A 23,265-nucleotide genomic window follows, 5' to 3' on the forward strand; every position below is an offset into this window, starting at 1 on the left:
TACGGTATGAAGCAATACCGGTAAGGAGTAGTTATGAGCAAGGTCAGCAGCGAATTTGTTCCTTTGCGTGTGGCGGTGATGACGGTGTCGTCGCGCCGTACCGCCGCCGACGATACGTCCGGCGATTATCTGCGTGAAGCGTTGCAGCATGACGGGCATCAACTGGCAGGCAGCGCGATTGTCAGCGAAAACCTGTACCAGATCCGCGCGCAGGTTTCTGCCTGGATAGCCAGCGACGATGTACAGGTTATCCTGATCAACGGCGGCACCGGTTTTACGCCAGGCGACCTGGTGCCAGAGGCTGTCCGGGTGCTGTTCGACCGGGAAATCGACGGATTTGGCGAACTGTTCCGCATGGTGTCGTATGAAGAGATCGGCACCGCCACTATTCAGTCCCGCGCCATTGCCGGGCTGGCTAACCAGACGGCGATTTTCGGCGTGCCGGGCTCGACCAAGGCCTGCCACACCGCCTGGGAGCGCATTATCCGTGAGCAACTGGATGCGTGCCAGAAACCCTGTAACCTCTATCCTCATTTGAAAAAGTAAGCGGCTATGTCACAACTGACCCACATTAACGCAGCCGGTGAAGCGGCGATGGTGGATGTTTCCGACAAGGCGGACACGGTGCGCGAAGCGCGCGCCGAAGCCTTTGTGGAAATGGCACCGCAAACCCTGGCAATGATCATTGAAGGCCGCCACCACAAAGGCGACGTCTTCGCCACCGCGCGCATCGCGGGTATCCAGGCTGCCAAGCGCACCTGGGAACTGATCCCACTGTGCCATCCGCTGTTGTTGAGCAAAGTGGCGGTGGAGCTGGAAGCCCAGCCCGAGCACAACCGGGTGCGGATTGAATCCCTGTGCCGACTGACCGGCAAGACCGGTGTGGAAATGGAAGCGCTGACCGCTGCCTCGGTGGCGGCGCTGACCATTTACGACATGTGCAAGGCGGTGCAGAAAGACATGGTGATCGGCCCGGTGCGGTTGCTGGCGAAAAGCGGCGGTAAATCCGGTGATTTCAGGGCGGAGGCGTCATGATTACGGTGCTGTTTTTTGCGCAGGTACGGGAACTGACCGGCACCGATCGGCTCTCGCTGCCAGCGGAGTATCAGGACGTGGCGTCATTGCGGCAGGCGCTGTGCGCGCAGAGCGACCGTTGGGCGCTGGCGCTGGAAGACGGTAAATTGCTGGCGGCGGTGAATCAGTCGCTGGTGGCGATGTCGCACCCGTTGGTCGACGGTGACGAAGTGGCGTTTTTCCCGCCCGTGACCGGAGGGTGAACGATGGAAACACGTATTCGAGTCGGGGAAGCGACATTCAGTGTCGGTGACGAGTACACCTGGCTGGCGGCGAGCGATGCGGACGGCGCGGTGGTGACGTTCACCGGCAAGGTGCGCAATCATAATCTGGGCGATCATGTCAGCGCGCTGACGCTGGAACATTATCCAGGTATGACGGAAAAGGCGCTGGCGGAAATCGTTGACGCGGCGCGGCAACGCTGGCCGATTCAGCGCGTGAGCCTGATCCATCGTGTCGGTTCACTCTATCCCGGCGACGAGATCGTCTTTGTCGGTGTCAGCGGTGCCCACCGCCAAGCCTCGTTCGAGGCGGCACAATTCATCATGGATTACCTCAAAACGCGTGCGCCGTTCTGGAAGCGGGAAGCCACGTCGGAAGGCGACCGTTGGGTAGACGCCCGCGATAGCGATCGGCAGGCGGCGGAACGTTGGTAATGGCAATGGCGGCGGATTGATTGCCGCCGCTGTATGATTCCTATCGAAATAATTTCACCGCTAAATAAAAAACGATAAAAAGCAGTAAATTATAAAATTTGCAGTAAAATAATGTTAAGGAAATGATTAATAAGAATCATTTTTATTTCTATTTTTACACAACGATAATGAGCCGCGGTGATATTCCGCCTGATTCGCTTTTATTGTCATACAGTTAATTGCCATACAGTGAAAAGGATAATGGTATGAAACGGCGTATAGCGTCCCTGTTCCCCGCCACCCTGCTGGCGTCTTCCCTGATGATGGGGTTCTCCTTCGGCGCGCAAGCTGAAGATGAAGGTATTGTGATTTACAACGCGCAGCACGAAAACCTGGTGAAGTCCTGGGTAGAGGGTTTTACTCAGGATACCGGTATTAAAGTTACGCTGCGTAATGGCGGCGATAGCGAATTGGGTAACCAACTGGTGCAGGAAGGTAATGCCTCGTCTGCTGACGTGTTCCTGACGGAAAACTCGCCGTCGATGGTACTGGTGGATAACGCTAACCTGTTCGCGCCGCTGGACGCCGACACGCTGGCGCAGGTAGGGCCGCAGTATCGTCCGTCTCACGGGCGCTGGATTGGCATCGCGGCGCGTTCGACGGTGTTTGTCTACAACCCGGAGAAACTGACCGAAGCGCAACTGCCGAAATCGTTGATGGACCTGGCTAAACCGGAGTGGAAAGGCCGTTGGGCGGCATCCCCGTCCGGTGCTGATTTCCAGGCGATCGTCAGTGCGATGCTGGAGTTGAAAGGCGAAAAAGCGACGCTGGAATGGCTGAAAGCGATGAAAACCAACTTCACCGCTTATAAGGGTAACAGCACGGTAATGAAAGCGGTAAACGCCGGTCAGATCGACAGCGGTGTGATTTACCACTACTACCCGTTTGTTGACGGCGCGAAAACCGGCGAAAACAGCAAAAACATCCGTCTGTACTACTTCAAACATCAGGATCCAGGCGCGTTCGTCAGCATCTCCGGCGGTGGCGTGCTGGCGTCCAGCAAGCATAAACAGCAGGCTCAGGCTTTCATCAAGTGGATCACCGGTAAGAAAGGTCAGGACGTGCTGCGCACCAACACCGCTTTTGAATACGCGGTGGGCGTGAATGCCGAGTCCAACCCGAAACTGGTGCCGCTGAAAGACCTGCAAGCGCCGAAAGTCGACGCCGCTAAACTCAACGGCAAGAAAGTGGTTGAACTGATGACCGAAGCAGGTCTGCTGTAATGTCTCAGTGCAGGGCGGGAGTACAATAAGGCATATGGCCGATGTGGAATGGAAAGTCGTCGGTGTTGGTGTAAACCACCCGACGCGACCGGGAGTGCGGCCATACCGGATAGCTGGCGGCGGCATGGCGCTGATGGCGTTGCTATTGTCGCTGCTGGCGTTGTTACCGTTGGGTTTCGTGGTGGGCATTACCCTGGAAACCGACTGGGAAACGATAAAAGCGCTGGTGTTCCGGCCTCGGGTCGGGGAGCTGCTGCTTAATACCGTATTGCTGGTGGCGGTGACGCTGCCGCTCTGCACGTTGCTCGGGGTGGCGCTGGCCTGGCTGACCGAGCGCACCACGTTGCCGGGCCGTCGGGCGTGGTCCCTTTTGCTGACCGCGCCGCTGGCGGTGCCAGCCTTTGTTCAAAGTTACGCCTGGATCAGCCTGTTGCCCGGTATGCATGGCCTGGCGGCGGGTGTGTTCCTGTCGGTACTCGCCTATTTCCCGTTTATTTATCTGCCTGCGGCGGCGGTGCTGCGTCGGTTAGACCCTGGCCTGGAAGATGTGGCGACCTCGCTTGGGGCCAGACCCTGGCGTGTTTTTTTCCGCGTAGTCCTGCCGCAACTTCGGCTGGCGGTGTGGGGCGGTTCGCTGCTGATTGCATTGCATCTGCTGGCGGAATACGGCCTGTACGCCATGATTCGTTTCGATACCTTCACCACCGCCATTTTCGAACAGTTCCAGTCGACCTTTAACGGCCTGGCGGCAAACATGCTGGCGGGTGTGCTGGTGTTGTGTTGTCTGGGGCTGCTGCTGCTGGAAACACTGACCCGCGGACGAGCGCGCTATGCGCGCGTTGGTTCCGGCAGCGCCCGTAACCTGACACCCTGGCGGCTGTCACCCACGGCGGCGCTGGTTTGTGTTTTGTTGCCGCTGGCGTTGACCGTGCTGGCGCTGGGCGTGCCGTTGATGACGCTCGCCCGCTGGCTGTGGCTCGGCGGCATGGACGTGTGGCGTAACAACGAACTGTGGCCCGCAGTGCGCCAGACATTGTGGTTGGGTGTCAGCGGCGCAGCGCTGGTGACGCTGTGCGCGTTTCCGATGGCCTGGTTATCGGTGCGCCATCCGTCGCGGCTGTATCGTCTGCTGGAAGGCTGTAATTACATTACCAGCGCGCTGCCGGGTATTGTGGTGGCACTGGCGCTGGTCACCGTCACTATTCATACCCTGCGGCCGCTGTACCAGACCGAGTTCACCTTGCTGCTGGCCTATGTGCTGATGTTTATGCCGCGAGCGCTGATTAACCTGCGCGCCGGTATTGCACAGGCACCGGTGGAACTGGAAAACGTCGCACGCAGTCTGGGGTGTTCGCCCATTCAGGCGTTGTGGCGCGTCACGCTGCGGCTGGCAGCACCGGGCGCAGCGGCCGGGGCGGCGATGGTGTTTCTCGCTGTCACCAACGAATTAACCGCCACGCTGTTGCTGGCACCGAACGGCACCCGCACGCTGGCGACCGGTTTTTGGGCGTTAACCAGTGAAATTGACTATATGGCGGCTGCACCCTATGCACTGATTATGGTGGTGCTGTCGCTCCCGCTGACCTGGTTGCTCTATTCTCAATCGAAACGTACGGCAGGTTTATGAATACGCTTGAACTTTTTGGCATTGGCAAATCTTTCAATGCCGTCTCGGTGCTGGAAGGTATCGATTTGCAGGTTGCGCCGGGCAGCCGTACCGCGATTGTCGGTCCTTCCGGTTCCGGCAAGACGACGTTGCTGCGTATTATTGCCGGTTTCGAAGCACCGGATAGCGGCACCGTGCGCCTGCAAACGCGTGTCGTGGCGGATGCGAACCAGTGGGTGCCCGCCCATCAGCGCGGCATCGGCTTTGTACCGCAGGACGGCGCGTTGTTTCCGCACTTTACCGTGGCGCAGAACATCGGTTTTGGGCTTGAGGGCAGTAAGCAGGATAAACAGCGACGCATTGATGAACTGATGGCGATGGTGTCGCTGGACTCGCGGCTGGCGTCGCTGTGGCCGCATGAATTGTCTGGCGGTCAACAGCAGCGGGTGGCGCTGGCGCGTGCGCTGTCTCAACGCCCGACGCTAATGCTGTTGGATGAACCTTTCTCGGCGCTGGATACCGGCCTGCGCGCCGCGACCCGTCAGGCGGTGTCTGCCCTGCTGGCGGAGGCGGGCGTGGCGTCGATTCTGGTCACCCACGACCAGGCGGAGGCACTGTCGTTTGCCGATCAGGTGGCCGTCATGCGGCAAGGGCGGCTGGTGCAGGTGGGATCGCCACAGTCATTGTATCTGCGCCCGGTGGATGAAGCCGCCGCCGCGTTTCTTGGCGACACGCTGGTATTGTCGGCGCAACTGAAAGACGGGCGCGCGGCGTGCGTGCTGGGTGACATCGCGGTTGACGATAATCAGTCTGTCGGTGCGGCTCGCATCATGCTGCGGCCGGAACAGATTCAGCTCTCGCTGGCCGAGCTGTCGGTGGCGCAGGCGGTGGTGGCAAGTATCGAGTTCGCCGGATTCGTGTCCACACTGCGCTTACGTATGACCAATAGCGCGCAGGTTTTCGAACTGAAAAGCGTCAGCCGGGAGGATATCGTTGTCGGTTGCGGCGTCAATCTGACGGTAGTTGGTCGGGCGCACCGGTTGGATTAGGACCGACAGCCTGTCAATTGCGCGGCCGTTGAGGCTGCGTTATCCGTTACGTGTAGCATTTTGTGTTAAGCTGAAAGCAGGTGGGCGTCAGCCCGTTCTGTTTCACTCAATGCAAAGGTTGCATCATGGATCGATTTCCACGTTCTAACGGTTCCATCGTTCAGCAGGCCAGTACTGGTTTGCAAGCTTATATGGCGCAAGTCTATGGCTGGATGACCTGCGGTTTGTTACTGACCGCGTTTGTTGCCTGGTATGCCGCTAACACCCCGGCAGTGTTGCAGATGGTGTTCTCCAGCAAAATAACCTTCTTTGGGCTGGTGATTGCCCAACTGGGGCTGGTATTTGTGCTGTCTGGCATGGTGCACCGCCTGAGTGGTGGCGTTGCCACTACACTGTTCATGCTCTATTCCGCGCTGACTGGGCTGACGCTTTCCAGCATTTTCATCGTCTACTCCGGCGAGTCTATCGCCAGCACCTTTGTGATTACCGCTGGCATGTTCGGTGCCATGAGCCTGTACGGTTATGTCACTAAACGTGACCTGACTGGCATGGGCAGTATGCTGTTCATGGCGTTGATCGGTATCCTGCTGGCAACGCTGGTGAATTTCTGGCTGAAAAGCGAAGGGTTGCAGCTTGCCATCACCTACATCGGGGTGCTGGTGTTTGTCGGCCTGACGGCTTACGACACACAAAAGTTGAAAAACATCGGTGAAGAGCTGTCGGTTGATGACCGGGACAGTTTCCGCAAGTACTCGATCATGGGCGCGTTGACGTTGTATCTGGATTTCATCAACCTGTTCCTGATGCTGCTGCGTTTGTTCGGCAGCCGTCGGTGAGGGTGTTGCAGATTACTGGCAACCCTTCTTAGTTACAGATAATGGGGCTTTCCGGCGTTAAAACTGTGCTGAGGCAAGCGACTTCGCCGGGTGAGCCGCATGGACGCGGCGAAAGTCCGCGCCGCGCCGGACAAAAACGCCGGGAGCGTTTTTGAACAGCGTTTACGCTGGCCCGTAGGGCGAGCCCCAAGGATGGGGCGAGTAAGCGCGTCACGGACGGCCCGAACAGCGAAGTCGAATGCCGAAGGTAGCGCGTAGCGCCACAGTTTAGCCACTAGCCAGTGGTCAAGGAGAGGTGGCGTTTGAACCTCTCCTTGTCGTGCGTGCTATGAAGTGGCAAAGAAACCACACCGTTTATCCCGCACGAAACCATTCACTGACCAGACATACATCTCCGTTCACAAAACAACACGGCTGTTTGTCGACAGCCTTAGAGTTTTGTTATTTCTTTTCGCTGTCATCCGTCGGCGGGTGTCCCACCTGGGTTAACTGCGGGCTGTGCGCTGGCAGCCAGCCGACCAGAGACGGGAAGCGTTTCAGGAAGTGAAACACCACGACGTTTTTGATTATCTGCCAGTACGAGCGTTTTGGCAGTTGCGACGGCTCAACCCGCACGCAGTCTTCGCGAATAAGCTGGTGCAGGTTGTCCCGCAGTTGTTGGTTGAAATTGCGGTCATTGATGACCAGATTGGCTTCGAGGTTGAGCGCCAGACTGAGCGGGTCCAGATTGCTGGAGCCGACGGTAGTCCAATATTCATCCTGTAATGCGACTTTGCCGTGCAACGGCTGCCGACGGTATTCATAAATCTCCACCCCGGCTTTCACCAGCCAGGGATAGAGCAGACGTGCGCCGACCAGAACGATCGGCATATCCGGCTGACCCTGAATGATCAACCGAACCCGCACATCTCGTCGCGCGGCCTTGCGCATCGCTCTCAACAGACGATAGCCGGGGAAAAAATAGGCATTGGCGATCACCACCTCGCGTTTAGCCCGTCGCAACATCAGCAGGTATTGGCGTTCGATGTCGCGGCGGTGCAGACCGTTGTCGCGCCAGACAAACAGCGCCTGCGCGTTGCCGGGGTGGGGGTTACGCACCACGCGGCGAAACCGTTGCCGCCAGCCGCCACGGCGATCATCATCGTGCGCCAGTGCGGCGAGCACAAACCGGTAGATATCATCTACCACCGGGCCGCGCACTTTAACGGCGTAATCCTGCTTGGCTTCCGGGCCGTAGTCGCTCAGGTGGTCGGCCGAGTAGTTGATGCCGCCGATCCAGGCGGTGTGGCTGTCCACCACCACGATCTTGCGGTGCAGCCGCCGGAACAGATTGGTGCTTATCAGGCCGAACAGGCGTGGGCGCGGATCGTAAAAGTGGAAGCGAACACCGGCGTCCACCATCGGCGCGAGAAAGTCGGACGACAGGTCGTGCGAACCGTAGCCGTCGGCGGTGGCATCCACACTGACGCCACGTTGCGCCGCCGCGATCAGCACGTCCCGCAACGCGTAGCCCACCTTGTCTTCAAACCAGATGAAGGTTTCCAGCACCACCCGGTTGCGTGCCTGGCGGATGGCGTCAAACACACTGGGGTAGAATTCGTCGCCATTCACCAGCAGTTCAATCTGGTTGCCGTCGCGCCATTCGGTTTTCACAAGTGAATCTCCACCGCCAGCGGCGCATGATCAGACAGGTGCGACCAGGGTTTGGACGACAGTAATTTCGGTACGCTGGTCCGGGCGTTGCGTACATAAATGCGGTCGAGGCGCAGTAACGGAAAGCGAGCGGGAAAGGTTCGTGCCGGTTTGCCGAAATGCTGGCTGAAGACCTCTTCCAGACCGGCACTGCGTTTCAGCAGCGCGCTGGCTTTCATCTGCCAGTCGTTGAAATCCCCGGCGACGATCAGGGGCACATCGGCGGGTAGCGTTGCCAGCAGATCGCACAGTAACGCCATTTGTTGTCGGCGGTGCGAGGCGGTGAGCCCCATGTGTACACACACCACGTGGATGTGCAAATCCCGGTTGGGGACTTTCAGAACACAATGCAGGATACCGCGTTTGGCTCTTTTGGATACCGATACGTCCAGATTGCGGTAGCTGAAAATCGGAAAGCGAGATAGCACCGCGTTGCCGTGCTCGCCTTCCGGGTAAACCGCATTGCGCCCGTAGGCGTAATCGTTCCACATGGTTTCCGCCAGAAATTCGTAGTGCGAGGTGTCCGGCCAGTGTTCTACCTGCAGTGGATGGGTGGAATGGCGGCCCAGCACTTCTTGCAGACAGACGATATCGGCGGAAACCGAGCGCACGGCATCACGCAGTTCCGGCAGGATGAAGCGGCGGTTCAGTGCGCTGAACCCTTTATGGGTATTGATGGTCAGCACGGTGAAAGAAAACCCTAATGACGGTTGCGAGACGGTATCCATTGTTTTCCCTCGTTCCCAAGTAGCTGAATAATCAGTGTAGTCAGTGTTTGGCAAAGCGTCGCTGGCGGTGGGGGTAGCGGGTTTACGTAGCCTAGCCAATTTTGCGCCGAAACAGGGCGTAGGCGGCGCTGCCCGTGGTGGCGGTGATGACCAGCAACGGCCACACGCCGCGCCAGACTACACTCAGGCTGGCATTTTTCAGATATATCTGTTTGGTGATGTCGGTGAAGTGGCGCACCGGGTTGACCCAGGTCAGCTGTTGCAACCACATCGGCATATTCTCGACGGGGGATACATAACCGGACAGTAAAATAGCGGGCATGATGAAGACAAATACGCCGATAAACGCTTGTTGCTGGGTAGAGCAGAGTGCGGAAATCAACAGCCCGAAGCCCACCAGTGATAACCCGTAGACCAACATGCAGAGGTAGAACAGCAGCAGCGACCCGGAAAACGGGATGCGGTAGGCCAGGATACCGGCCGCCAGCACAATACTGGCCTGAACGGTGGCGACAATCAGCGCGGGTACGGCTTTTCCGACAAAAATTTGCCCGGTGGACAGCGGCGACACCAGCAGTTGTTCCAGCGTGCCTTGTTCCCGCTCACGCGCCACTGACAGCGCGGTGACGATCAACACGCCAATGGTGGTGATCAGCGCCACCAGCGATGGCACCACAAACCACTTGTAGTCCAGATTGGGGTTGTACCAGTGGCGAATCACCAGCTCACTCTGGTGCGTCAGCGTCGGGTCGTTCAACTGTTCCAACTGATAATCCTGCACGATCTGCTGCACATAACGGGCGGCGATCTGGGCGCTGTTGGAGTGGCGTCCGTCGAGTAGAAGCTGGATGCTGGTCGGCGTGCCGCTGACCAACTGGCGCGAGAAGTCAGGCGGGAAGCGCACCAGCAGCAGCGCCCGTTGGTTATCAATCGTGGGTGCGATGTCCTGCGGGCTGCGCAGGGTGATAACCCGCGAAAAGGCGCTGGCGCTGGCGAAACGCTGCGTCAGTTCTACTGAGGCCGGGCCGTTGTCTTCACTGTAAATGGCGAGCGTGGCGTCGGTGACGTCCAGCGTGGCAGCAAACGGGAACAGTAACACTTGCAGCAGCACCGGCAACACCAAAATGGCGCGGGTCTGCGGCTCGCGTAGCAATGACTGAAGCTCTTTGCGGATCAGTGTCCACAGACGATGCAACATAGGCTTTCCCTCATCAGCGTACCGACGTCTATCCGGCACCAACCGGTTGATGCATTACCGTGCCTAGTCCAGTCTTCGGCGGGTTTTCCAGGCGGTAAGCCCGATAAAAAATACTGCTGACAGCAGTAAAAACAGCAGGTTCATCAACAGCACGCTACCGATATTTCCGGCCAGAAACAGGGTTTGCAGCGTGCTGACGAAATAGCGGGCGGGGATCAGGTATGACACCGCCTGTACCGGCAGCGGCATACTGTGGATTTCGAAAATAAACCCGGACAGCATGACGGCGGGCAGAAACGCGGCGTTGAGCGCCACCATTGCCGCATTGAACTGATTGCGTGTTAGGGTGGAAATCAGCAATCCCATCCCCAGCGTACTGGCGAGAAACAGGCTGCTCAGGCCGAACAGCCACCACAGCGAGCCGCGATAAGGCACCCCCAGCACAAACACCGCCACCACCACGCACAGAGCCATAGCGATCATGCCCAGCACGTAATAGGGGAGCAATTTGGTGAGCAGCAATTCGGTGCGAGTAACCTGCGTTGACAGCAGCGCTTCCATGGTGCCGCGTTCCCACTCGCGGGCGATCACCAGTGAGGTCAGGATAGCGCCGATCACCGTCATAATGATGGTAATGGCACCGGGGATGATGAAGTGCTGGCTGATGGCGGCGGCGTTGAACCAGTAGCGGGTTTGCACCTCAATCAGCGGTTGATAGCGGCCGCCGTGGTCCTGCGCATACTGCTGCTGCCAGCGTTGCCACACCCCTTGTGCGTAGCCCTGCACGAATTGCGCGGTATTCGGTTCGCTGCCGTCGGTGATGACCTGAATCGGTGCGCGGTCCTGCGGGTGTGCCAGCCGTTTGGCGAAATCGGCCGGGATGACCACCAGGCCGCGAATCTGCCCGGCCTGCATCCGTGCTATCAGCGCCGGGCGGTTGTTGCTAAGGGTGACGGACAGAAAGGGCGAGCCGGTAAAGGCACGTGCCAGGCTGTCGGCCTCGGCGCTGTGTTGTTCTATCAGTACGCCGACGTTCAGGCGGCTGGAGTCGAGGTTGATGCCGTAGCCGAAGATGAACAGCAGCAACAGCGGGATGACGAAAGCGATCAGCGCGCTGCTGGGGTCGCGCAGGATCTGGCGGGTTTCCTTCAGGCACAGTGCGCGTAAGCGACGCCAGGAAAAACGTTTATCGTCAATCGGTTGTGACATGGCGGGCCTCCCGATCATAAGTCTGCACCAGCGTGATGAACGCCTGCTCCATGGTCGGTTCCGGTGTGTCGTCGCGGGCGGCCTGGCGTTTCAGGTCATCCGGTGTGCCGCTGGCGATGAGCCGACCGCGGTATACCAGCCCGATGCGGTCGCAGTATTCGGCTTCATCCATAAAATGGGTGGTGACCATCACCGTCACACCTTTGTCCACCATGCCGTTGATGTGTTGCCAGAACTCCCGACGAGTAAACGGGTCGACACCGGAGGTGGGTTCGTCAAGAAACAGGATGTCCGGTTCGTGCATCAGCGCGCAGGCCAGCGCCAGCCGCTGACGGAAACCGAGCGGTAGTGCGTCGGGCGTTTGCTGGAAGATGGGGTGAAAGTTGAACGCCCGCGCCATACTGTTCACCTTATCCTGCTGGCGCTGGCCGCGCAGGCCGTAAACGCCGGAGAAAAAACGCAGGTTTTGTTCCACGGTCAGGTTGCCGTACAACGAAAATTTTTGTGCCATGTAGCCGAGATGCTGCCGCGCCCGGCCGGAACGGGTTTTGAGGTCCATGTCCAGCACCAGCGCCTGGCCTTCGGTCGGTGTCAGCAGGCCGCACATCATGCGAAAGGTGGTGGACTTCCCGGCACCGTTCGGCCCCAGCAGGCCGAAGATTTCACCACGGTGCACCTGAAAACTTACCCGGTCGGTGGCGGCAAAATCGCCAAATTTCTTGGTCAGATTGCGCGCTTCGATCACCGTTTCCCCGCGATGGGTGTCCAACTGCGGCAGGATCGCCGCCAGCGAGGAGGTGGCGCTCGGCCCGCCGCCTAACAAGTCGATGAAGGCGTCTTCAAAACGCGGTGCGGTGTCCTGCACGCTGTCCGGCGACAGCGTAAGCGTATGCAGCAGCGTGGCGCGATCCGCCTGCGGTTTCAGAATCAGCCGCACGTAGCGCCCCTGAATCACGCCGTCGCTGACCTGTGGCTGACGCAGCGCCTGTTGTAACAGACGCCGGTGGTTGCCGTCTGGCTGGTCGAGCAGCAGGCAACGGCCTGCCATCCGTTGTGTCAGGTCGGCGGGGGCTCCCCGATAGAGCAATTCACCCTCGTTAAGCAGCAGCACGTCACGGCATTGTTCCGCCTCGTCCAGATAGGAAGTGCTCCACAGAATCAACATGCCATCATCGGCCAGTTCATGCACCATCCGCCACAATTCGCGGCGGGAGATAGGGTCGACGCCGACCCCCGGTTCATCCAGCAGCAACACGCTGGGCTGCCCAATCAGGGTGCAGGCCAGCCCCAGTTTCTGCTTCATGCCGCCGGAGAGTTTGCCTGCCAGCCGGGTGGTGAAGCGGGTGAGGTCGGTAAACTGCAACAGCCTCTCAAAGGTGGTGCGACGAGTGTCACCGGTGATACCGCGCAGGTCGGCGTACAGTGTCAGGTTTTCCATCACGGTGAGGTCTTCATACAGGCCGAATTTCTGCGGCATGTAGCCGAGCCGGGCATGTAACTGACGGTCATCGGCGATCGGGTCTAACCCCATCACCCGAATCGTGCCCGCGCTGGGCGTCAGCAATCCGGCCAGCATACGCATTAGCGTGGTCTTGCCTGCGCCATCCGGCCCTACCAGCCCGGTGACTGCCCCGGCACGAATCTCGGCACTCAACGGTGCCAGCGCCGGTTTTGTCATGCCGTCGAAGCGTTTTTCCAGTGTATCGAGGCGGATCAGCGGCAGGTCACTGGTCATGACGTGATCTATCCGGTGCCAGCGTGAGGGTCACCGGCATCCCCTGACGCAGGCCGTCGTTCGCGTCGCTGACGATGATGCGCAGCCGGTACACCAGATCGGTACGTAATTCCGTGGTTTCAACATTTTTCGGCGTGAACTCGGCGCTGGGTGACACAAAACCAATTCTGCCGTGATAGGGTCGGTTTGGGCGACCGTCGGTGTAGATCAGCACCTCGCGACCGGGCGCGGCGCGGCCCAGTTGGGTTTCGGTAACGTAGGCGCGAATCCATACCGGCTGGGTCAGCGACAGGGTAAAGACGGTGCTGCCCGCGCTTAACATACTACCGGCTTCGGCGGCTCGGGTCAGGATCACACCGGGAGAGGGGGCGTACAGGCGAGTGTCTTGTAGGTTCAGTTGCGCCTGCGCTTCGGCGGCCTGCGCCTGGGCAAGCGTAGCGGCAGCGGCGGCGATTTCCTGCGGTCGGTTGCCGCGCTCATACTGGCTCAGTTTTTCCCGTGCCGCCTGCAACGTCGCCTGCGTTTGGTTGCGGGTGGAACGGGCGTCTTCCAGCGTGTTGGCGGCCAGCGTATGTTGTTTCCACAGGCCGAGCTGGCGCTGGTAAAAACTGTTGGCGTAGTCGTAGGCGGCCTGCGCTTGTTCCAGTTGCGAACGCACCTGGGCGATTTCCTCGCTGCGGTAGCCTTCTCGCAGCAGGGCCAGTTGTGCTTGTGCACTGGCGACGCTGGCTTTTTCCTGACGTAGCGCGTTCTGCTGCGGCGCGTCATCCAGTCGGGCCAACAGTTGCCTAGGCTGGACTGCATCCCCTTCATCCACATTCAGCGCGGTCAGGCGTCCGCTGACCCGAAACCCCAAATTGACGCTGCGGATATCCACATTACCGTACAGTGTCAGCGGTGCATCTTGCTGGTTACGGTAGTGTATCAGGCTGTAACCCGCGGCGGTGGCAGCGATCAACGCCAGCACCAGCCATCCCCCTGTTTTTTTATTCATAGCGCTCCCGATATGACGTCGTGTTATGACTCATCTCGTGATTCCGACGACATGACTTAAGCATAATCCGGCATTTAGCCGATTGCCGTGTTCTGACGCGACAGCGTGCGGATTCAGCACGGATATAGATTGCTAGCGTAAGAAAAATGCAGTTTTTCAACCAATAACCGGTTGATATTCATGAAGAGCAAGGTCATTTTGCGCAGAATGCAGAGGATAAAATGTGATCGACAGATAAAAATTCCTCAAACAAGCGATTTCCTGTTACAATCGCGCGCAGTCACGCACCGTAGTTTGTGCCCATTCATCTGGAGTCAGCGTAGTCAGGCGTGTATGCCGACACGGCGCTGAACCCATCTGTTATCACCCTGAAAACTGCACCGGCGAATGCCGCCGGGTAGGGTGAATCTGGAGTTGTTCTCGTTATGTCTTTTGAATCTCTCGGTCTGAGTGCCGATATTTTGCGCGCTGTGGAAGAACAGGGCTACCGTGAGCCAACGCCGGTTCAGCGTCAGGCGATTCCGGTGGTGCTGGAAGGGCGCGACCTGATGGCTAGCGCTCAGACCGGCACCGGTAAAACGGCCGGTTTCACCCTGCCGCTGCTGCACCTGTTGAGCCACCGCCCGTCGCAGGCGAAAGGCCGCCGCCCGGTACGGGCGTTGATCCTGACGCCGACCCGCGAACTGGCGGCGCAGATCGGCGAAAACGTGCAGGCGTACAGCAAATACCTGCGTCTGCGTTCGTTGGTGGTGTTCGGCGGCGTGAGCATCAATCCGCAGATGATGAAGCTGCGCGGTGGCGTCGATATTCTGATCGCCACACCGGGCCGTCTGTTGGATCTGGAACACCAGAATGCGGTGGACCTGTCACAGGTAGAAATTCTGGTGCTGGATGAAGCCGACCGTATGCTGGATATGGGCTTTATCCATGATATTCGTCGGGTGCTGGCGAAGCTGCCGCCCAAGCGTCAGAACCTGCTGTTTTCCGCCACCTTTTCCGACGAGATCAAGGAACTGGCTGGGAAGCTGCTCACCAATCCGGCATCGGTGGAAGTGGTGCGCCGTAATACCCCGTCCGAGCTGGTGACCCAGCACGTACATTTCGTGGATAAGAAGCGCAAACGGGAACTGTTATCCCACCTGATTGGCAAGCATGATTGGCGACAGGTGCTGGTATTTACCCGTACCAAGCACGGTGCCAACCATCTGGCGGAGCAACTGAATAAAGACGGCATCACCGCTGCCGCTATCCACGGCAACAAGAGCCAGGGCGCGCGTACCCGTGCGCTGGCAAATTTCAAAGACGGCGACATCCGCGTACTGGTGGCGACCGACATCGCTGCCCGTGGGCTAGATATCGACCAGTTGCCGCATGTGGTCAACTACGAGCTGCCGAATGTGCCGGAAGATTACGTGCACCGTATCGGCCGTACCGGCCGTGCGGCATCAACAGGTGAGGCGTTATCGCTGGTGTGCGTTGATGAACACAAACTGCTGCGTGATATCGAGCGTCTGCTGAAGCGGGAAATTCCGCGCATGGAGATTGCCGGTTACGAGCCGGACCCAACCATCAAGGCCGAACCGATCCAGAATGGTCGCCAGGGCGGGCGCAGTGGACGTGGCGGCGGTGCGCCGCGTCAGGGTGATCGCCCGCAAGGTGAACACGCATCCGGACGCCCGCAGGGCGACCGTCCTCATCAGCCGCGTCGTGATGGCGCAGCGCGCCCAGCCGGACAGCGGCCGGAAGGGCAATCCGCCCGCCGCCGCCCGCCGCGCAAACCCGCTAGCGGTCAGTAATATCGCTGGGTAGTCATACCGCTGCTTTCGCCTCCGGTTGCGGCCGGGGGCGATAAAACATCACCGCATTGCCCGCCAGAATCAGCAGTAAACCCAACACAGCATTGCTTCGCCAGACATACCCTTCGTACAGGGTGGAGGCGGAGAGCGCGACCAACGGAAATAACAAGGTGGCATAAGCCGCCTGGCTGGCACCAATACGCCCGACCAACGCGAAGTAGGCACCAAAACCGACAACCGAGCCGAACAGCGCCAGGTAGGACAGTGAACCGAGATAGCGCAGCGAGAATTCTGGCGTAAAACGGTAACCTAGCAGTAAGGCAACAAAGCCCATCGCCAGCGCACCATACAGCATTCCCCAACCGTTGGTGGTCATGATATCCCGGCCCATACGTTGGTGCTGGGCGCTGATAATGTTGCCGAGTGAAAAACAGTAGGTGGCAAGCAGACTCATGCCAACGCCCCACAGCAATTGTGGGCTGCTGCCAAGCTGTAGCAAATCGTGCCAGAACAGCAGAATGATGCCTGCCAGCCCCAGCGGCGCAGCCAGTTTCACGTTGCGGCTGAGACGGGTGCCGAAAAAGAGTCGACTGTTGAAAGCGTTGAACAGTACCGCCATCGAAAAGATGACCGACTCCAGCCCACTGGGTATCCAGGCGACGGCATGATAAAAACAAAAGAAATTAATGCCGAAAACCGTCACCCCCTGCGCCATACACAGCAAATGCGCGCGGCCGCTCAGCGGGCGCAAACGACGGGTCAGGATCAAAAACGCCATTAACAACGCCGAAGCGATGGCGAAACGCCAGAAAATCGACACCTCTGGTGGCACGCTACCTTGCTGTAGGCTGATGGCGATCCAGGTGGTGCCCCAAATCAGCACCACGGCGCAATAAAGCAGGCTATTCATCGTCACACTCCGCAAACACCGTAAAACAGTCAGTATCCGGCATCGGCGGGGTGGTGGCTGTCAGCAAGTTGCGGTGAATAGCAGAATCCTGCGGTTTTTTTATTGCAGATAGATAATGGCATCGGCATGACGCGATGACCTATCCATTCATCCGCCCTCAGCGTTTCGACAGCTGTCGCAGGAGTCTGGGCCTAAAGAACGCGAGTCTTAATCAAGACACCGATCATCCGCCGTGTGATACTCTCCGGCCAGTAACGTATGGAGAATCAAAGCGTGGATGGTAAAAGAACCGTCGCGGGTGTGGCATATGGTATGGGCGCGGGGGCGCTGTGGGGGCTGGTTTTCCTGGCACCGGAGTTGGTGCGGGCGTTTAGCCCGCTTCAGATAGCGATTGGCCGTTATAGCGCCTATGGGCTGATATCACTGATGCTGCTGGCACCACGTTGGTCAACCCTGATGCGGCGGGTGACACGACGTGAGTGGCTCGCGTTGTGCTGGTTGTCGCTGGCGGGCAATACCCTGTATTACATTTTGCTGTCCAGCGCGGTGCAACTGGCGGGTATCGCCATCACGTCTCTGGTGATTGGCTTTATGCCGGTGGTGGTGACCTTGATTGGTAGCCGTGACCAGGGCGCAGTACCGCTGCGTAAACTGCTGCTATCGCTACTGATGTGCGCGCTCGGGGCTATTTGTATTGGTTGGCAGGCCGTGGGCGGGGAGGCGTCTGCAAGCACAGGCACGCCAACCATCGGCCTGTTGTGCGCGCTGGGTGCACTGATATCCTGGAGCGCCTTTGCCGTTGGCAACAGCCGGTGGCTGGCCCGCACGTCATCTGTCACGGCCCATGACTGGAACCTGTTGACGGGGATTGTCACTGGCGCACAGTCGCTGGTCCTGATTCCTTTAGCCATCGTGCTTAACACCCACAGCCACAGCGGCGTCGCATGGATGCAGCTTGTTAGCGTATCTATGGGCGTGGCGGTGCTGGCTTCGATTGTCGGTAACCTATGCTGGAACCGAATGAGCCGGTTGCTGCCGCTAACGCTGGTTGGACAAATGATTCTGTTCGAAACCCTGTTTGCACTGATTTACGGCTTCCTGTGGGAGCAACGCCTGCCTACCTGGCTGGAAGCCGCTGCCTTCACGCTGGTGGTTGCCGGTGTGGTGTGCTGCATTGCTGCACACCAGAAGCGTGCACCACAGGCTACGGATACCGGTTTAAACACTGGCTTGTCCTGACCGGCGTGGAGAAAGCCATTCCTAATGGCGGGCGCTTGTTTTAATTTGTTACCTGAGGTAGTACTTTTTGTTACAAGGCAATAGGGTGACAGGATGGTAGGCATGAACCAGTACGAGGCTTTCGAGGTGCTCCAGCGCCAATACAAAACCCGGTTGCAGGAAACGGTCACGCTTGCTAACGCGGTGCAACTGGCGGTCTGGCAGAACAGCAACGATCGGGTCACGCTGGAAAACACCCATCACCACATCTTCAGTATGTACGTGCAGGATGGCTACGAAAGCTACCACAAGCGTCCGGACGGTTGGTTCAACGGCGGCGCGCCAGGGCGTTTTTGTCTGATGCCGAAAGAGAGTCAGTCCACCTGGGATATTCGCGGTAGCCTGCGTTTCGCCCACTTTTACTGCACCGATGAGCACTTGCGCCAGTTGGCGGAGCAAACCTGGGACCGTAGCCCGGCGTCGATCCGTCTGGATGAGCGTATTTTTATCGCCGACCCGGCGCTGGAGGCGCTGTATCGTCACTTTTTGTTGACGGGTAACTGGCGTGACCCGGCCAGCCAAATGATGCTGAGTTCCGCGTCTACGATGGTGATGTTGCATATGCTGCGGCAGTACAGCCAGTTGCAGTGGCAGGCACCAAACAGCCGCGGCGGGCTGGCTCCGGCGGTGTTACGGCGGGTAAAAGCGCGCATTGACGCCGGGCTCGGGGAGGCGCTGACGCTGGACGAACTGGCGGCGGAGGCCGATCTCAGCGAATTTCATTTCTCTCGCATGTTCCGTCAGAGCGAAGGCATGGCACCGCATCAGTATGTGATGAAGCGGCGGCTGGCGCAGGCGGAGCAGTGGTTGCGCCACAGCCGCCGCTCTATCACCGATATCGCGCTGGCCTGCGGGTTCAGCTCCGCCAGTCATTTCAGCCAGCGTTTTCGAGCCGAATACGGCATCACGCCTTCGGCGCTGCGTCAGCAATGTTCAGGCTGAAGGCTGCTGCGCCGCCAGCAGGCACAGCGTCAACGCCACCTGATAGGATTTGACGAACGACGGCAGCGGCAGAAACTCAAAGCGTGAATGGAAGTTGTGTGCGCCGGTAAAAAAGTTTGGCGTCAGAATGCCTTTGGCCGACAGCGCCGCGCCGTCAGTGCCGCCGCGCATCGGAATTACCTTCGGTGTAATCGACAGCGTGTTCATGGCGGCGAACAACAAGTCCAGCGCCCGCCGGTCGTCTCCCAGCGCGTTGCTGATATTGCTGTAGATATCAGCGATGGCGCAGCTGACCTGGCCGGTAGGGTAGAAGGTGGCAATCTGCGCGGTGACGTCGCGAATCTGTTGTTTGCGCTGCTCGAATCCGGCCAGATCGAAATCGCGAATCGAGGATTTCAGCACCGCCTCATTGGCGTTGGCGTGAATATCGTTGAACCAGACGTAGCCCTCGCGGCCTTCGGTGTGTTCCGGCGTGTGCTGACGGTCAAACCGGCTGATGAAGTCGTGCGCCATCAGAATCGGGTTGACCAGCACGCCTTTGGCCGACATCGGGTGCGCGGTCACGCCGGTAAAGCGGATTTCCGCCGCGGCGGCGTTAAAGTTCTCGTACACCACTTCGCCCAGTTCGCAGCAGTCGATAGTGTAAGCGAAATCGACGTCGAAACGCGCCAGATCCAACGCCTTGGCACCTCTTAGCCCGATCTCCTCATCCGGCACGAACGCCACCACGATATCGCCATGCGGCTGATCGTCGCGCAGATTTTCCAGCAGCGTCATCACCACGGTGACGGCGGCTTTGTTGTCCGCGCCCAGCACGCTGGTGCCATCGCTGAAAATAATTTCCTGATCGCGATAGGGCAGGATTTCCGGATGGTCGCTAACCCGCAGCCAGATGTCCTGCGCCGGATTGAGACACAGGTCTTCGCCGGTGAAACGCAGGATTTGCGGATGAATGTCCGGCGACAGGCCGACATCCACGGTGTCGATATGGGTGATAAAGCCAATGCGCGGCGCGGACGGCGTGTTGCCCGGTTTCACGGCGGTAACGGTGGCGTGCTCGTCGATTTCCACCTGACTTAGCCCCAGCGCGCGCAGCTCTTCCGCCAGCAGGCGGGCCATCGTCATCTGGCCCGGCGTGCTCGGCAACGTGGTCGCGGCGGCGTCGCTTTGGCTGGTGACCGCCAGATAGCGGTAGAAACGGTCGGTCAACTGACGCGCCTGGTTATGGCTCATAGCGGATCCTTATTGGTAAACCCTTCGAAAGATTAGGTATGGTTATTCAACAATAATCAAAGGCTTCGTTGTACTCAGCGAGCTGCCCGGAAGTCAATAAAAAGCGAGGATGGGGATGAAAAACACGATAACGCGCGTTGCGCTGGCGGTGCTGACGCTGGCGGCCGCTCAGGCAGCGTGCGCCAAAACGCTGGTGTACTGTTCTGAAGGCTCGCCGGAAAACTTTAACCCGCAGTTGTACACCTCCGGCACCAGCGTGGATGCCAGCGCGGTGCCGATCTACAACCGGCTGGTGGATTTCAAGGTCGGCACTACCGAACTGGTGCCGAGCCTGGCGGAAAGCTGGGACATCAGTCCGGACGGCACCCAGTACACATTTCACTTGCGTAAAGGGGTGAAGTTTCATCACAACGCCCAGTTTACCCCGAGCCGCGATTTTAACGCTGATGACGTGATTTTCTCTTTTCAGCGCCAGCGCGACCCTAATCACCCGTATCACAAGGTGTCCGGTGGCACCTATGCCAACTTCGAAAGCCTGTCGTTCCGCAGCCTGATTACCGCCATCGACAAGCTGGATGACCATACGGTACGTTTCACCTTAAGTCATGCGGAAGCGCCGTTTCTGGCCGACCTGGCCTGGTATTTCGCCTCGATTCTGTCCGCTGAATACGCCGACCAGATGCTGAAGGCCGGGACGCCGGAGAAAGTGGATCTGGAACCGATCGGCACCGGCCCGTTCCAACTGGTGCAGTACCAGAAAGATTCCCGCATCCTGTATCAGGCGTTTGTGAACTACTGGCAGGGCAAAGCCAAACTGGACCGGCTGGTTTTTAGCATCACGCCGGATGCCTCGGTGCGTTACGCCAAGCTGCGCAAGAATGAATGTCAGGTGATGCCGTTTCCCAATCCGGCGGAATTGGCGGACATGAAGAGCAACAAGGACATCACGCTGATGCAGAAAGCCGGGTTGAACATCGGTTTTCTGGCGTTCAACACCCGTAAAGCGCCGCTGGATAACCTCAAGGTGCGTCAGGCACTGACGATGGCGATCAACAAACCAGCGATTATCGAAGCGGTATTTCAGGGCACCGGCACGGCGGCTAAAAATCTGCTGCCGCCCGGCGTATGGAGCGCGGCAGCCGACCTGAAGGACTATGACTACGATCCGGAAAAAGCCAGAGCGCTGCTGAAAGAGGCCGGGCTGGCGGAAGGGACTGCTATCGATCTGTGGGCGATGCCGGTACAGCGGCCATATAACCCGAACGCGCGTCGCATGGCGGAAATGATTCAGGCCGATTGGGCGAAAGTCGGGGTGAAGGCCAACATTGTCAGTTACGAGTGGGGTGAATACCTCAAACGGGTGAAGAGCGGCGAACATCAGGCGGCGCTGATGGGCTGGACCACCGCCACCGGCGATCCGGATAATTTCTTCGGCCCGCTGTTTACCTGTACTTCTGCCAATGGCGGCTCTAATTCGTCCAAATGGTGCTACCCGCCGTTTGATAAGCTGATTACCGACGCACGCGCCGAGCAGGATCACCAGAAACGCGTGGAGTTATACCGTCAGGCGCAGTTCATGATGCATGAGCAGGCACCGGCGGTGATGATCGCGCATTCGACTATCTTTGAGCCGGTACGCAACACGGTGACCGGGTATGAAATTGATCCGTTCGGCAAGCACATTTTCTATCAGGTGGATATCCGGCAGTAATCTCACTCCGTAGCGGGAAAGCTGAAGCTTTCCCGCAGGTTCTTTCACCGGTCCCCCTTGCGTTGTTTCCTTATCGACAGTTTCTCCCGCCGACAGTACCATTGCCTGCCTTTTTTATAATGAGTCAAGTTATGCGTGTTTTGCTGGCCCCGATGGAAGGGGTGTTGGATTCACTGGTGCGGGAATTGCTCACCGACGTGAATGATTACGATCTGTGCATCACCGAGTTTTTGCGGGTGGTGGATAGCCGTTTGCCGGTAAAAGCGTTCTATCGCCTGTGCCCGGAATTACGCCACGGTAGCCGCACGCCGTCCGGCACGCGGGTGCGGGTGCAACTGCTCGGCCAGTACCCGCAGTGGCTGGCGGAAAACGCCGCCCGAGCGGTGGAGCTGGGCTCCTGGGGCGTTGATCTTAACTGCGGCTGTCCATCGAAAATGGTTAACGGCAGCGGTGGTGGTGCTACGTTGCTCAAAGACCCTGATTTGATCTACCGGGCGGCCAAAGCGATGCGCGAGGCGGTGCCGCCTTCGTTACCGGTGACGGTGAAAGTGCGGCTGGGGTGGGACTCCGGCGATCGCCAGTTTGAGATTGCCGATGCCGTGCAGCAGGCCGGGGCCAGCGAGCTGGTGGTACACGGCCGCACCAAGGAGGACGGCTACCGGGCGGAGCGCATCAATTGGGCGGCGATTGGCGAGATCCGTCTGCGTCTGCGTATTCCGGTGATCGCCAACGGCGAAATCTGGGACTGGCAAAGCGCGCAAGACTGCCTGGCTGCTACCGGCTGCGATGCGGTCATGATTGGCCGCGGTGCGCTCAATGTGCCCAACCTGAGTCGGGTGATCAAATACCGCGAGGCGCGAATGCCGTGGCCGGAGGTGGTGCAACTGTTGCAGAAATACGTGCGGCTGGAAAAGCAAGGCGACACCGGCTTGTATCACGTAGCGCGCATCAAGCAATGGCTGGGCTACCTGCGTAAGGAGTACGACGAGGCGAGTGAGCTATTCAGGCAGATTCGCGCACTGACTACCTCGGCCGATATTGCACGGGTGATCGACGCCGCTTAATGAGGGTAACGTGCGCCGCATCGTGATACGCGTCATCGTCTGAGTGTGGTTATTCGATAGGAAAGACACCGGGCGCATTGTCGGCTGTCTCCTTACGTAGCAATGGCGTTTTATTCATAAAAAAACGTCGCATGAAAAGAAGATTTACAACAATGTGCCCGCTTTATCGACAAAACCCGAACCGGTAGATTGAATTATTACGTTTTCGTATCTATACATAATTAGCCAGAAAAGTGTTTATACCCAAAATAATTCGGGTTGCAGAACAACACGTGTGCGTGTTGAACAACGC

General features: G+C 58.6%; 21 protein-coding genes. 13 read left to right on the plus strand and 8 right to left on the minus strand.

The features are described 5' to 3' along the window. The first annotated feature begins 33 nt into the window (after positions 1-33). The 8 genes from moaB to OB87_RS04540 all read left to right on the plus strand — a co-directional run bounded on the left by moaB (position 34) and on the right by OB87_RS04540 (position 6,483). Positions 34-546: a molybdenum cofactor biosynthesis protein B gene (gene moaB, locus OB87_RS04505; protein ID WP_033568246.1), complete on the plus strand. Its 513-nt coding sequence runs from the start codon at positions 34-36 to the stop codon at positions 544-546. Between the two features lie 6 nt (positions 547-552). Continuing rightward, positions 553-1,035 (plus strand): cyclic pyranopterin monophosphate synthase MoaC, encoded by a 483-nt coding sequence (gene moaC / locus OB87_RS04510; RefSeq protein ID WP_033568247.1) that lies wholly within the window; start codon positions 553-555, stop codon positions 1,033-1,035. Beyond that, positions 1,032-1,277: a molybdopterin synthase sulfur carrier subunit gene (gene moaD, locus OB87_RS04515; protein WP_033568248.1), complete on the plus strand. Its 246-nt coding sequence runs from the start codon at positions 1,032-1,034 to the stop codon at positions 1,275-1,277. Before moaC ends, moaD begins: the two co-directional genes overlap by 4 nt. A gap of 3 nt (positions 1,278-1,280) precedes the next feature. Next, positions 1,281-1,730: a molybdopterin synthase catalytic subunit MoaE gene (moaE, locus tag OB87_RS04520; protein ID WP_033568249.1), complete on the plus strand. Its 450-nt coding sequence runs from the start codon at positions 1,281-1,283 to the stop codon at positions 1,728-1,730. 245 nt (positions 1,731-1,975) lie between these two features. Then, positions 1,976-2,992 carry an iron ABC transporter substrate-binding protein gene (locus tag OB87_RS04525; protein ID WP_033568250.1) on the plus strand — a complete coding sequence of 339 codons (1,017 nt, stop codon included), beginning with the start codon at positions 1,976-1,978 and terminating at the stop codon, positions 2,990-2,992. Between the two features lie 124 nt (positions 2,993-3,116). Then, positions 3,117-4,619 carry an ABC transporter permease gene (locus OB87_RS04530; RefSeq protein ID WP_395856519.1) on the plus strand — a complete coding sequence of 501 codons (1,503 nt, stop codon included), beginning with the start codon at positions 3,117-3,119 and terminating at the stop codon, positions 4,617-4,619. Next, on the plus strand, positions 4,616-5,647 hold the full coding sequence (locus OB87_RS04535) for an ABC transporter ATP-binding protein (RefSeq protein ID WP_033568252.1): 1,032 nt from the start codon (positions 4,616-4,618) through the stop codon (positions 5,645-5,647). The genes OB87_RS04530 and OB87_RS04535 overlap by 4 nt, the downstream gene beginning before the upstream one ends. Positions 5,648-5,772: 125 nt before the next feature. Next, complete coding sequence (locus OB87_RS04540; RefSeq protein ID WP_033568253.1) at positions 5,773-6,483, plus strand: Bax inhibitor-1/YccA family protein; 711 nt, start codon at positions 5,773-5,775, stop codon at positions 6,481-6,483. Positions 6,484-6,924: 441 nt separating this feature from the next. Here the strand turns inward: OB87_RS04540 and clsB are convergent, their stop codons facing one another. The 6 genes from clsB to hlyD form a co-directional block, all read right to left on the minus strand. Continuing rightward, entirely contained in the window at positions 6,925-8,136 is a 1,212-nt protein-coding gene (gene clsB, locus OB87_RS04545) for a cardiolipin synthase ClsB (protein WP_033568254.1), read from the minus strand. After that, the gene (locus OB87_RS04550; protein ID WP_033568255.1) at positions 8,133-8,903 is read right to left on the minus strand and encodes an endonuclease/exonuclease/phosphatase family protein; all 771 of its coding nucleotides are present in this window, start codon (positions 8,901-8,903) and stop codon (positions 8,133-8,135) included. The genes clsB and OB87_RS04550 overlap by 4 nt, the downstream gene beginning before the upstream one ends. 91 nt (positions 8,904-8,994) lie before the next feature. Further along, positions 8,995-10,101: an ABC transporter permease gene (locus OB87_RS04555; protein ID WP_033568256.1), complete on the minus strand. Its 1,107-nt coding sequence runs from the start codon at positions 10,099-10,101 to the stop codon at positions 8,995-8,997. A 63-nt stretch (positions 10,102-10,164) separates the two neighbouring features. Further along, positions 10,165-11,310, minus strand: a complete 1,146-nt coding sequence (locus OB87_RS04560; protein WP_033568257.1) for an ABC transporter permease — start codon at positions 11,308-11,310, stop codon at positions 10,165-10,167. Then, a complete protein-coding gene (locus tag OB87_RS04565; RefSeq protein ID WP_033568258.1) occupies positions 11,294-13,045 on the minus strand; it encodes an ATP-binding cassette domain-containing protein in 1,752 nt (583 codons plus the stop codon). Before OB87_RS04565 ends, OB87_RS04560 begins: the two co-directional genes overlap by 17 nt. Further along, positions 13,035-14,039 (minus strand): secretion protein HlyD, encoded by a 1,005-nt coding sequence (hlyD, locus tag OB87_RS04570; protein WP_033568259.1) that lies wholly within the window; start codon positions 14,037-14,039, stop codon positions 13,035-13,037. Before hlyD ends, OB87_RS04565 begins: the two co-directional genes overlap by 11 nt. 425 nt (positions 14,040-14,464) lie before the next feature. Here hlyD and rhlE point away from each other — a divergent pair, with 425 nt between their 5' ends. Continuing rightward, complete coding sequence (rhlE, locus tag OB87_RS04575) at positions 14,465-15,835, plus strand: ATP-dependent RNA helicase RhlE (RefSeq protein ID WP_033568260.1); 1,371 nt, start codon at positions 14,465-14,467, stop codon at positions 15,833-15,835. Positions 15,836-15,848: 13 nt separating this feature from the next. Here rhlE and OB87_RS04580 read toward each other — a convergent pair whose 3' ends face one another. Then, entirely contained in the window at positions 15,849-16,745 is an 897-nt protein-coding gene (locus tag OB87_RS04580) for a DMT family transporter (protein WP_033568261.1), read from the minus strand. Between the two features lie 273 nt (positions 16,746-17,018). Here OB87_RS04580 and OB87_RS04585 point away from each other — a divergent pair, with 273 nt between their 5' ends. Next, positions 17,019-17,984, plus strand: coding sequence for a DMT family transporter (locus tag OB87_RS04585; RefSeq protein ID WP_235425237.1), 966 nt, complete (start codon positions 17,019-17,021; stop codon positions 17,982-17,984). Between the two features lie 102 nt (positions 17,985-18,086). Continuing rightward, positions 18,087-18,965: a helix-turn-helix domain-containing protein gene (locus OB87_RS04590; RefSeq protein WP_033568263.1), complete on the plus strand. Its 879-nt coding sequence runs from the start codon at positions 18,087-18,089 to the stop codon at positions 18,963-18,965. Here OB87_RS04590 and pepT read toward each other — a convergent pair. After that, positions 18,957-20,198, minus strand: a complete 1,242-nt coding sequence (pepT, locus tag OB87_RS04595; protein WP_033568264.1) for a peptidase T — start codon at positions 20,196-20,198, stop codon at positions 18,957-18,959. The two genes, OB87_RS04590 and pepT, sit on opposite strands and share 9 nt — an antisense overlap. A 115-nt stretch (positions 20,199-20,313) precedes the next feature. Between pepT and OB87_RS04600 the strand changes: the two genes are divergently transcribed. Next, positions 20,314-21,909 (plus strand): ABC transporter substrate-binding protein, encoded by a 1,596-nt coding sequence (locus OB87_RS04600; RefSeq protein ID WP_033568265.1) that lies wholly within the window; start codon positions 20,314-20,316, stop codon positions 21,907-21,909. Between the two features lie 131 nt (positions 21,910-22,040). Beyond that, complete coding sequence (gene dusC, locus OB87_RS04605; RefSeq protein WP_033568266.1) at positions 22,041-22,973, plus strand: tRNA dihydrouridine(16) synthase DusC; 933 nt, start codon at positions 22,041-22,043, stop codon at positions 22,971-22,973. Positions 22,974-23,265: the final 292 nt, after the last annotated feature.

This window comes from Dickeya undicola (genome assembly GCF_000784735.1).
GTDB lineage: Bacteria > Pseudomonadota > Gammaproteobacteria > Enterobacterales > Enterobacteriaceae > Dickeya > Dickeya undicola.

Bases quoted from the DNA above. Each gene is read 5' to 3' on its own strand.
- moaB (WP_033568246.1), top strand. From the start codon at position 34: ATGAGCAAGGTCAGCAGCGAATTTGTTCCTTTGCGTGTGGCGGTGATG.
- moaC (WP_033568247.1), top strand. From the start codon at position 553: ATGTCACAACTGACCCACATTAACGCAGCCGGTGAAGCGGCGATGGTG.
- moaD (WP_033568248.1), top strand. From the start codon at position 1,032: ATGATTACGGTGCTGTTTTTTGCGCAGGTACGGGAACTGACCGGCACC.
- moaE (WP_033568249.1), top strand. From the start codon at position 1,281: ATGGAAACACGTATTCGAGTCGGGGAAGCGACATTCAGTGTCGGTGAC.
- OB87_RS04525 (WP_033568250.1), top strand. From the start codon at position 1,976: ATGAAACGGCGTATAGCGTCCCTGTTCCCCGCCACCCTGCTGGCGTCT.
- OB87_RS04530 (WP_395856519.1), top strand. From the start codon at position 3,117: ATGGCGCTGATGGCGTTGCTATTGTCGCTGCTGGCGTTGTTACCGTTG.
- OB87_RS04535 (WP_033568252.1), top strand. From the start codon at position 4,616: ATGAATACGCTTGAACTTTTTGGCATTGGCAAATCTTTCAATGCCGTC.
- OB87_RS04540 (WP_033568253.1), top strand. From the start codon at position 5,773: ATGGATCGATTTCCACGTTCTAACGGTTCCATCGTTCAGCAGGCCAGT.
- OB87_RS04550 (WP_033568255.1), bottom strand. From the start codon at position 8,903: ATGGATACCGTCTCGCAACCGTCATTAGGGTTTTCTTTCACCGTGCTG.
- OB87_RS04555 (WP_033568256.1), bottom strand. From the start codon at position 10,101: ATGTTGCATCGTCTGTGGACACTGATCCGCAAAGAGCTTCAGTCATTG.
- OB87_RS04560 (WP_033568257.1), bottom strand. From the start codon at position 11,310: ATGTCACAACCGATTGACGATAAACGTTTTTCCTGGCGTCGCTTACGC.
- OB87_RS04565 (WP_033568258.1), bottom strand. From the start codon at position 13,045: ATGACCAGTGACCTGCCGCTGATCCGCCTCGATACACTGGAAAAACGC.
- hlyD (WP_033568259.1), bottom strand. From the start codon at position 14,039: ATGAATAAAAAAACAGGGGGATGGCTGGTGCTGGCGTTGATCGCTGCC.
- rhlE (WP_033568260.1), top strand. From the start codon at position 14,465: ATGTCTTTTGAATCTCTCGGTCTGAGTGCCGATATTTTGCGCGCTGTG.
- OB87_RS04580 (WP_033568261.1), bottom strand. From the start codon at position 16,745: ATGAATAGCCTGCTTTATTGCGCCGTGGTGCTGATTTGGGGCACCACC.
- OB87_RS04590 (WP_033568263.1), top strand. From the start codon at position 18,087: ATGAACCAGTACGAGGCTTTCGAGGTGCTCCAGCGCCAATACAAAACC.
- pepT (WP_033568264.1), bottom strand. From the start codon at position 20,198: ATGAGCCATAACCAGGCGCGTCAGTTGACCGACCGTTTCTACCGCTAT.
- OB87_RS04600 (WP_033568265.1), top strand. From the start codon at position 20,314: ATGAAAAACACGATAACGCGCGTTGCGCTGGCGGTGCTGACGCTGGCG.
- dusC (WP_033568266.1), top strand. From the start codon at position 22,041: ATGCGTGTTTTGCTGGCCCCGATGGAAGGGGTGTTGGATTCACTGGTG.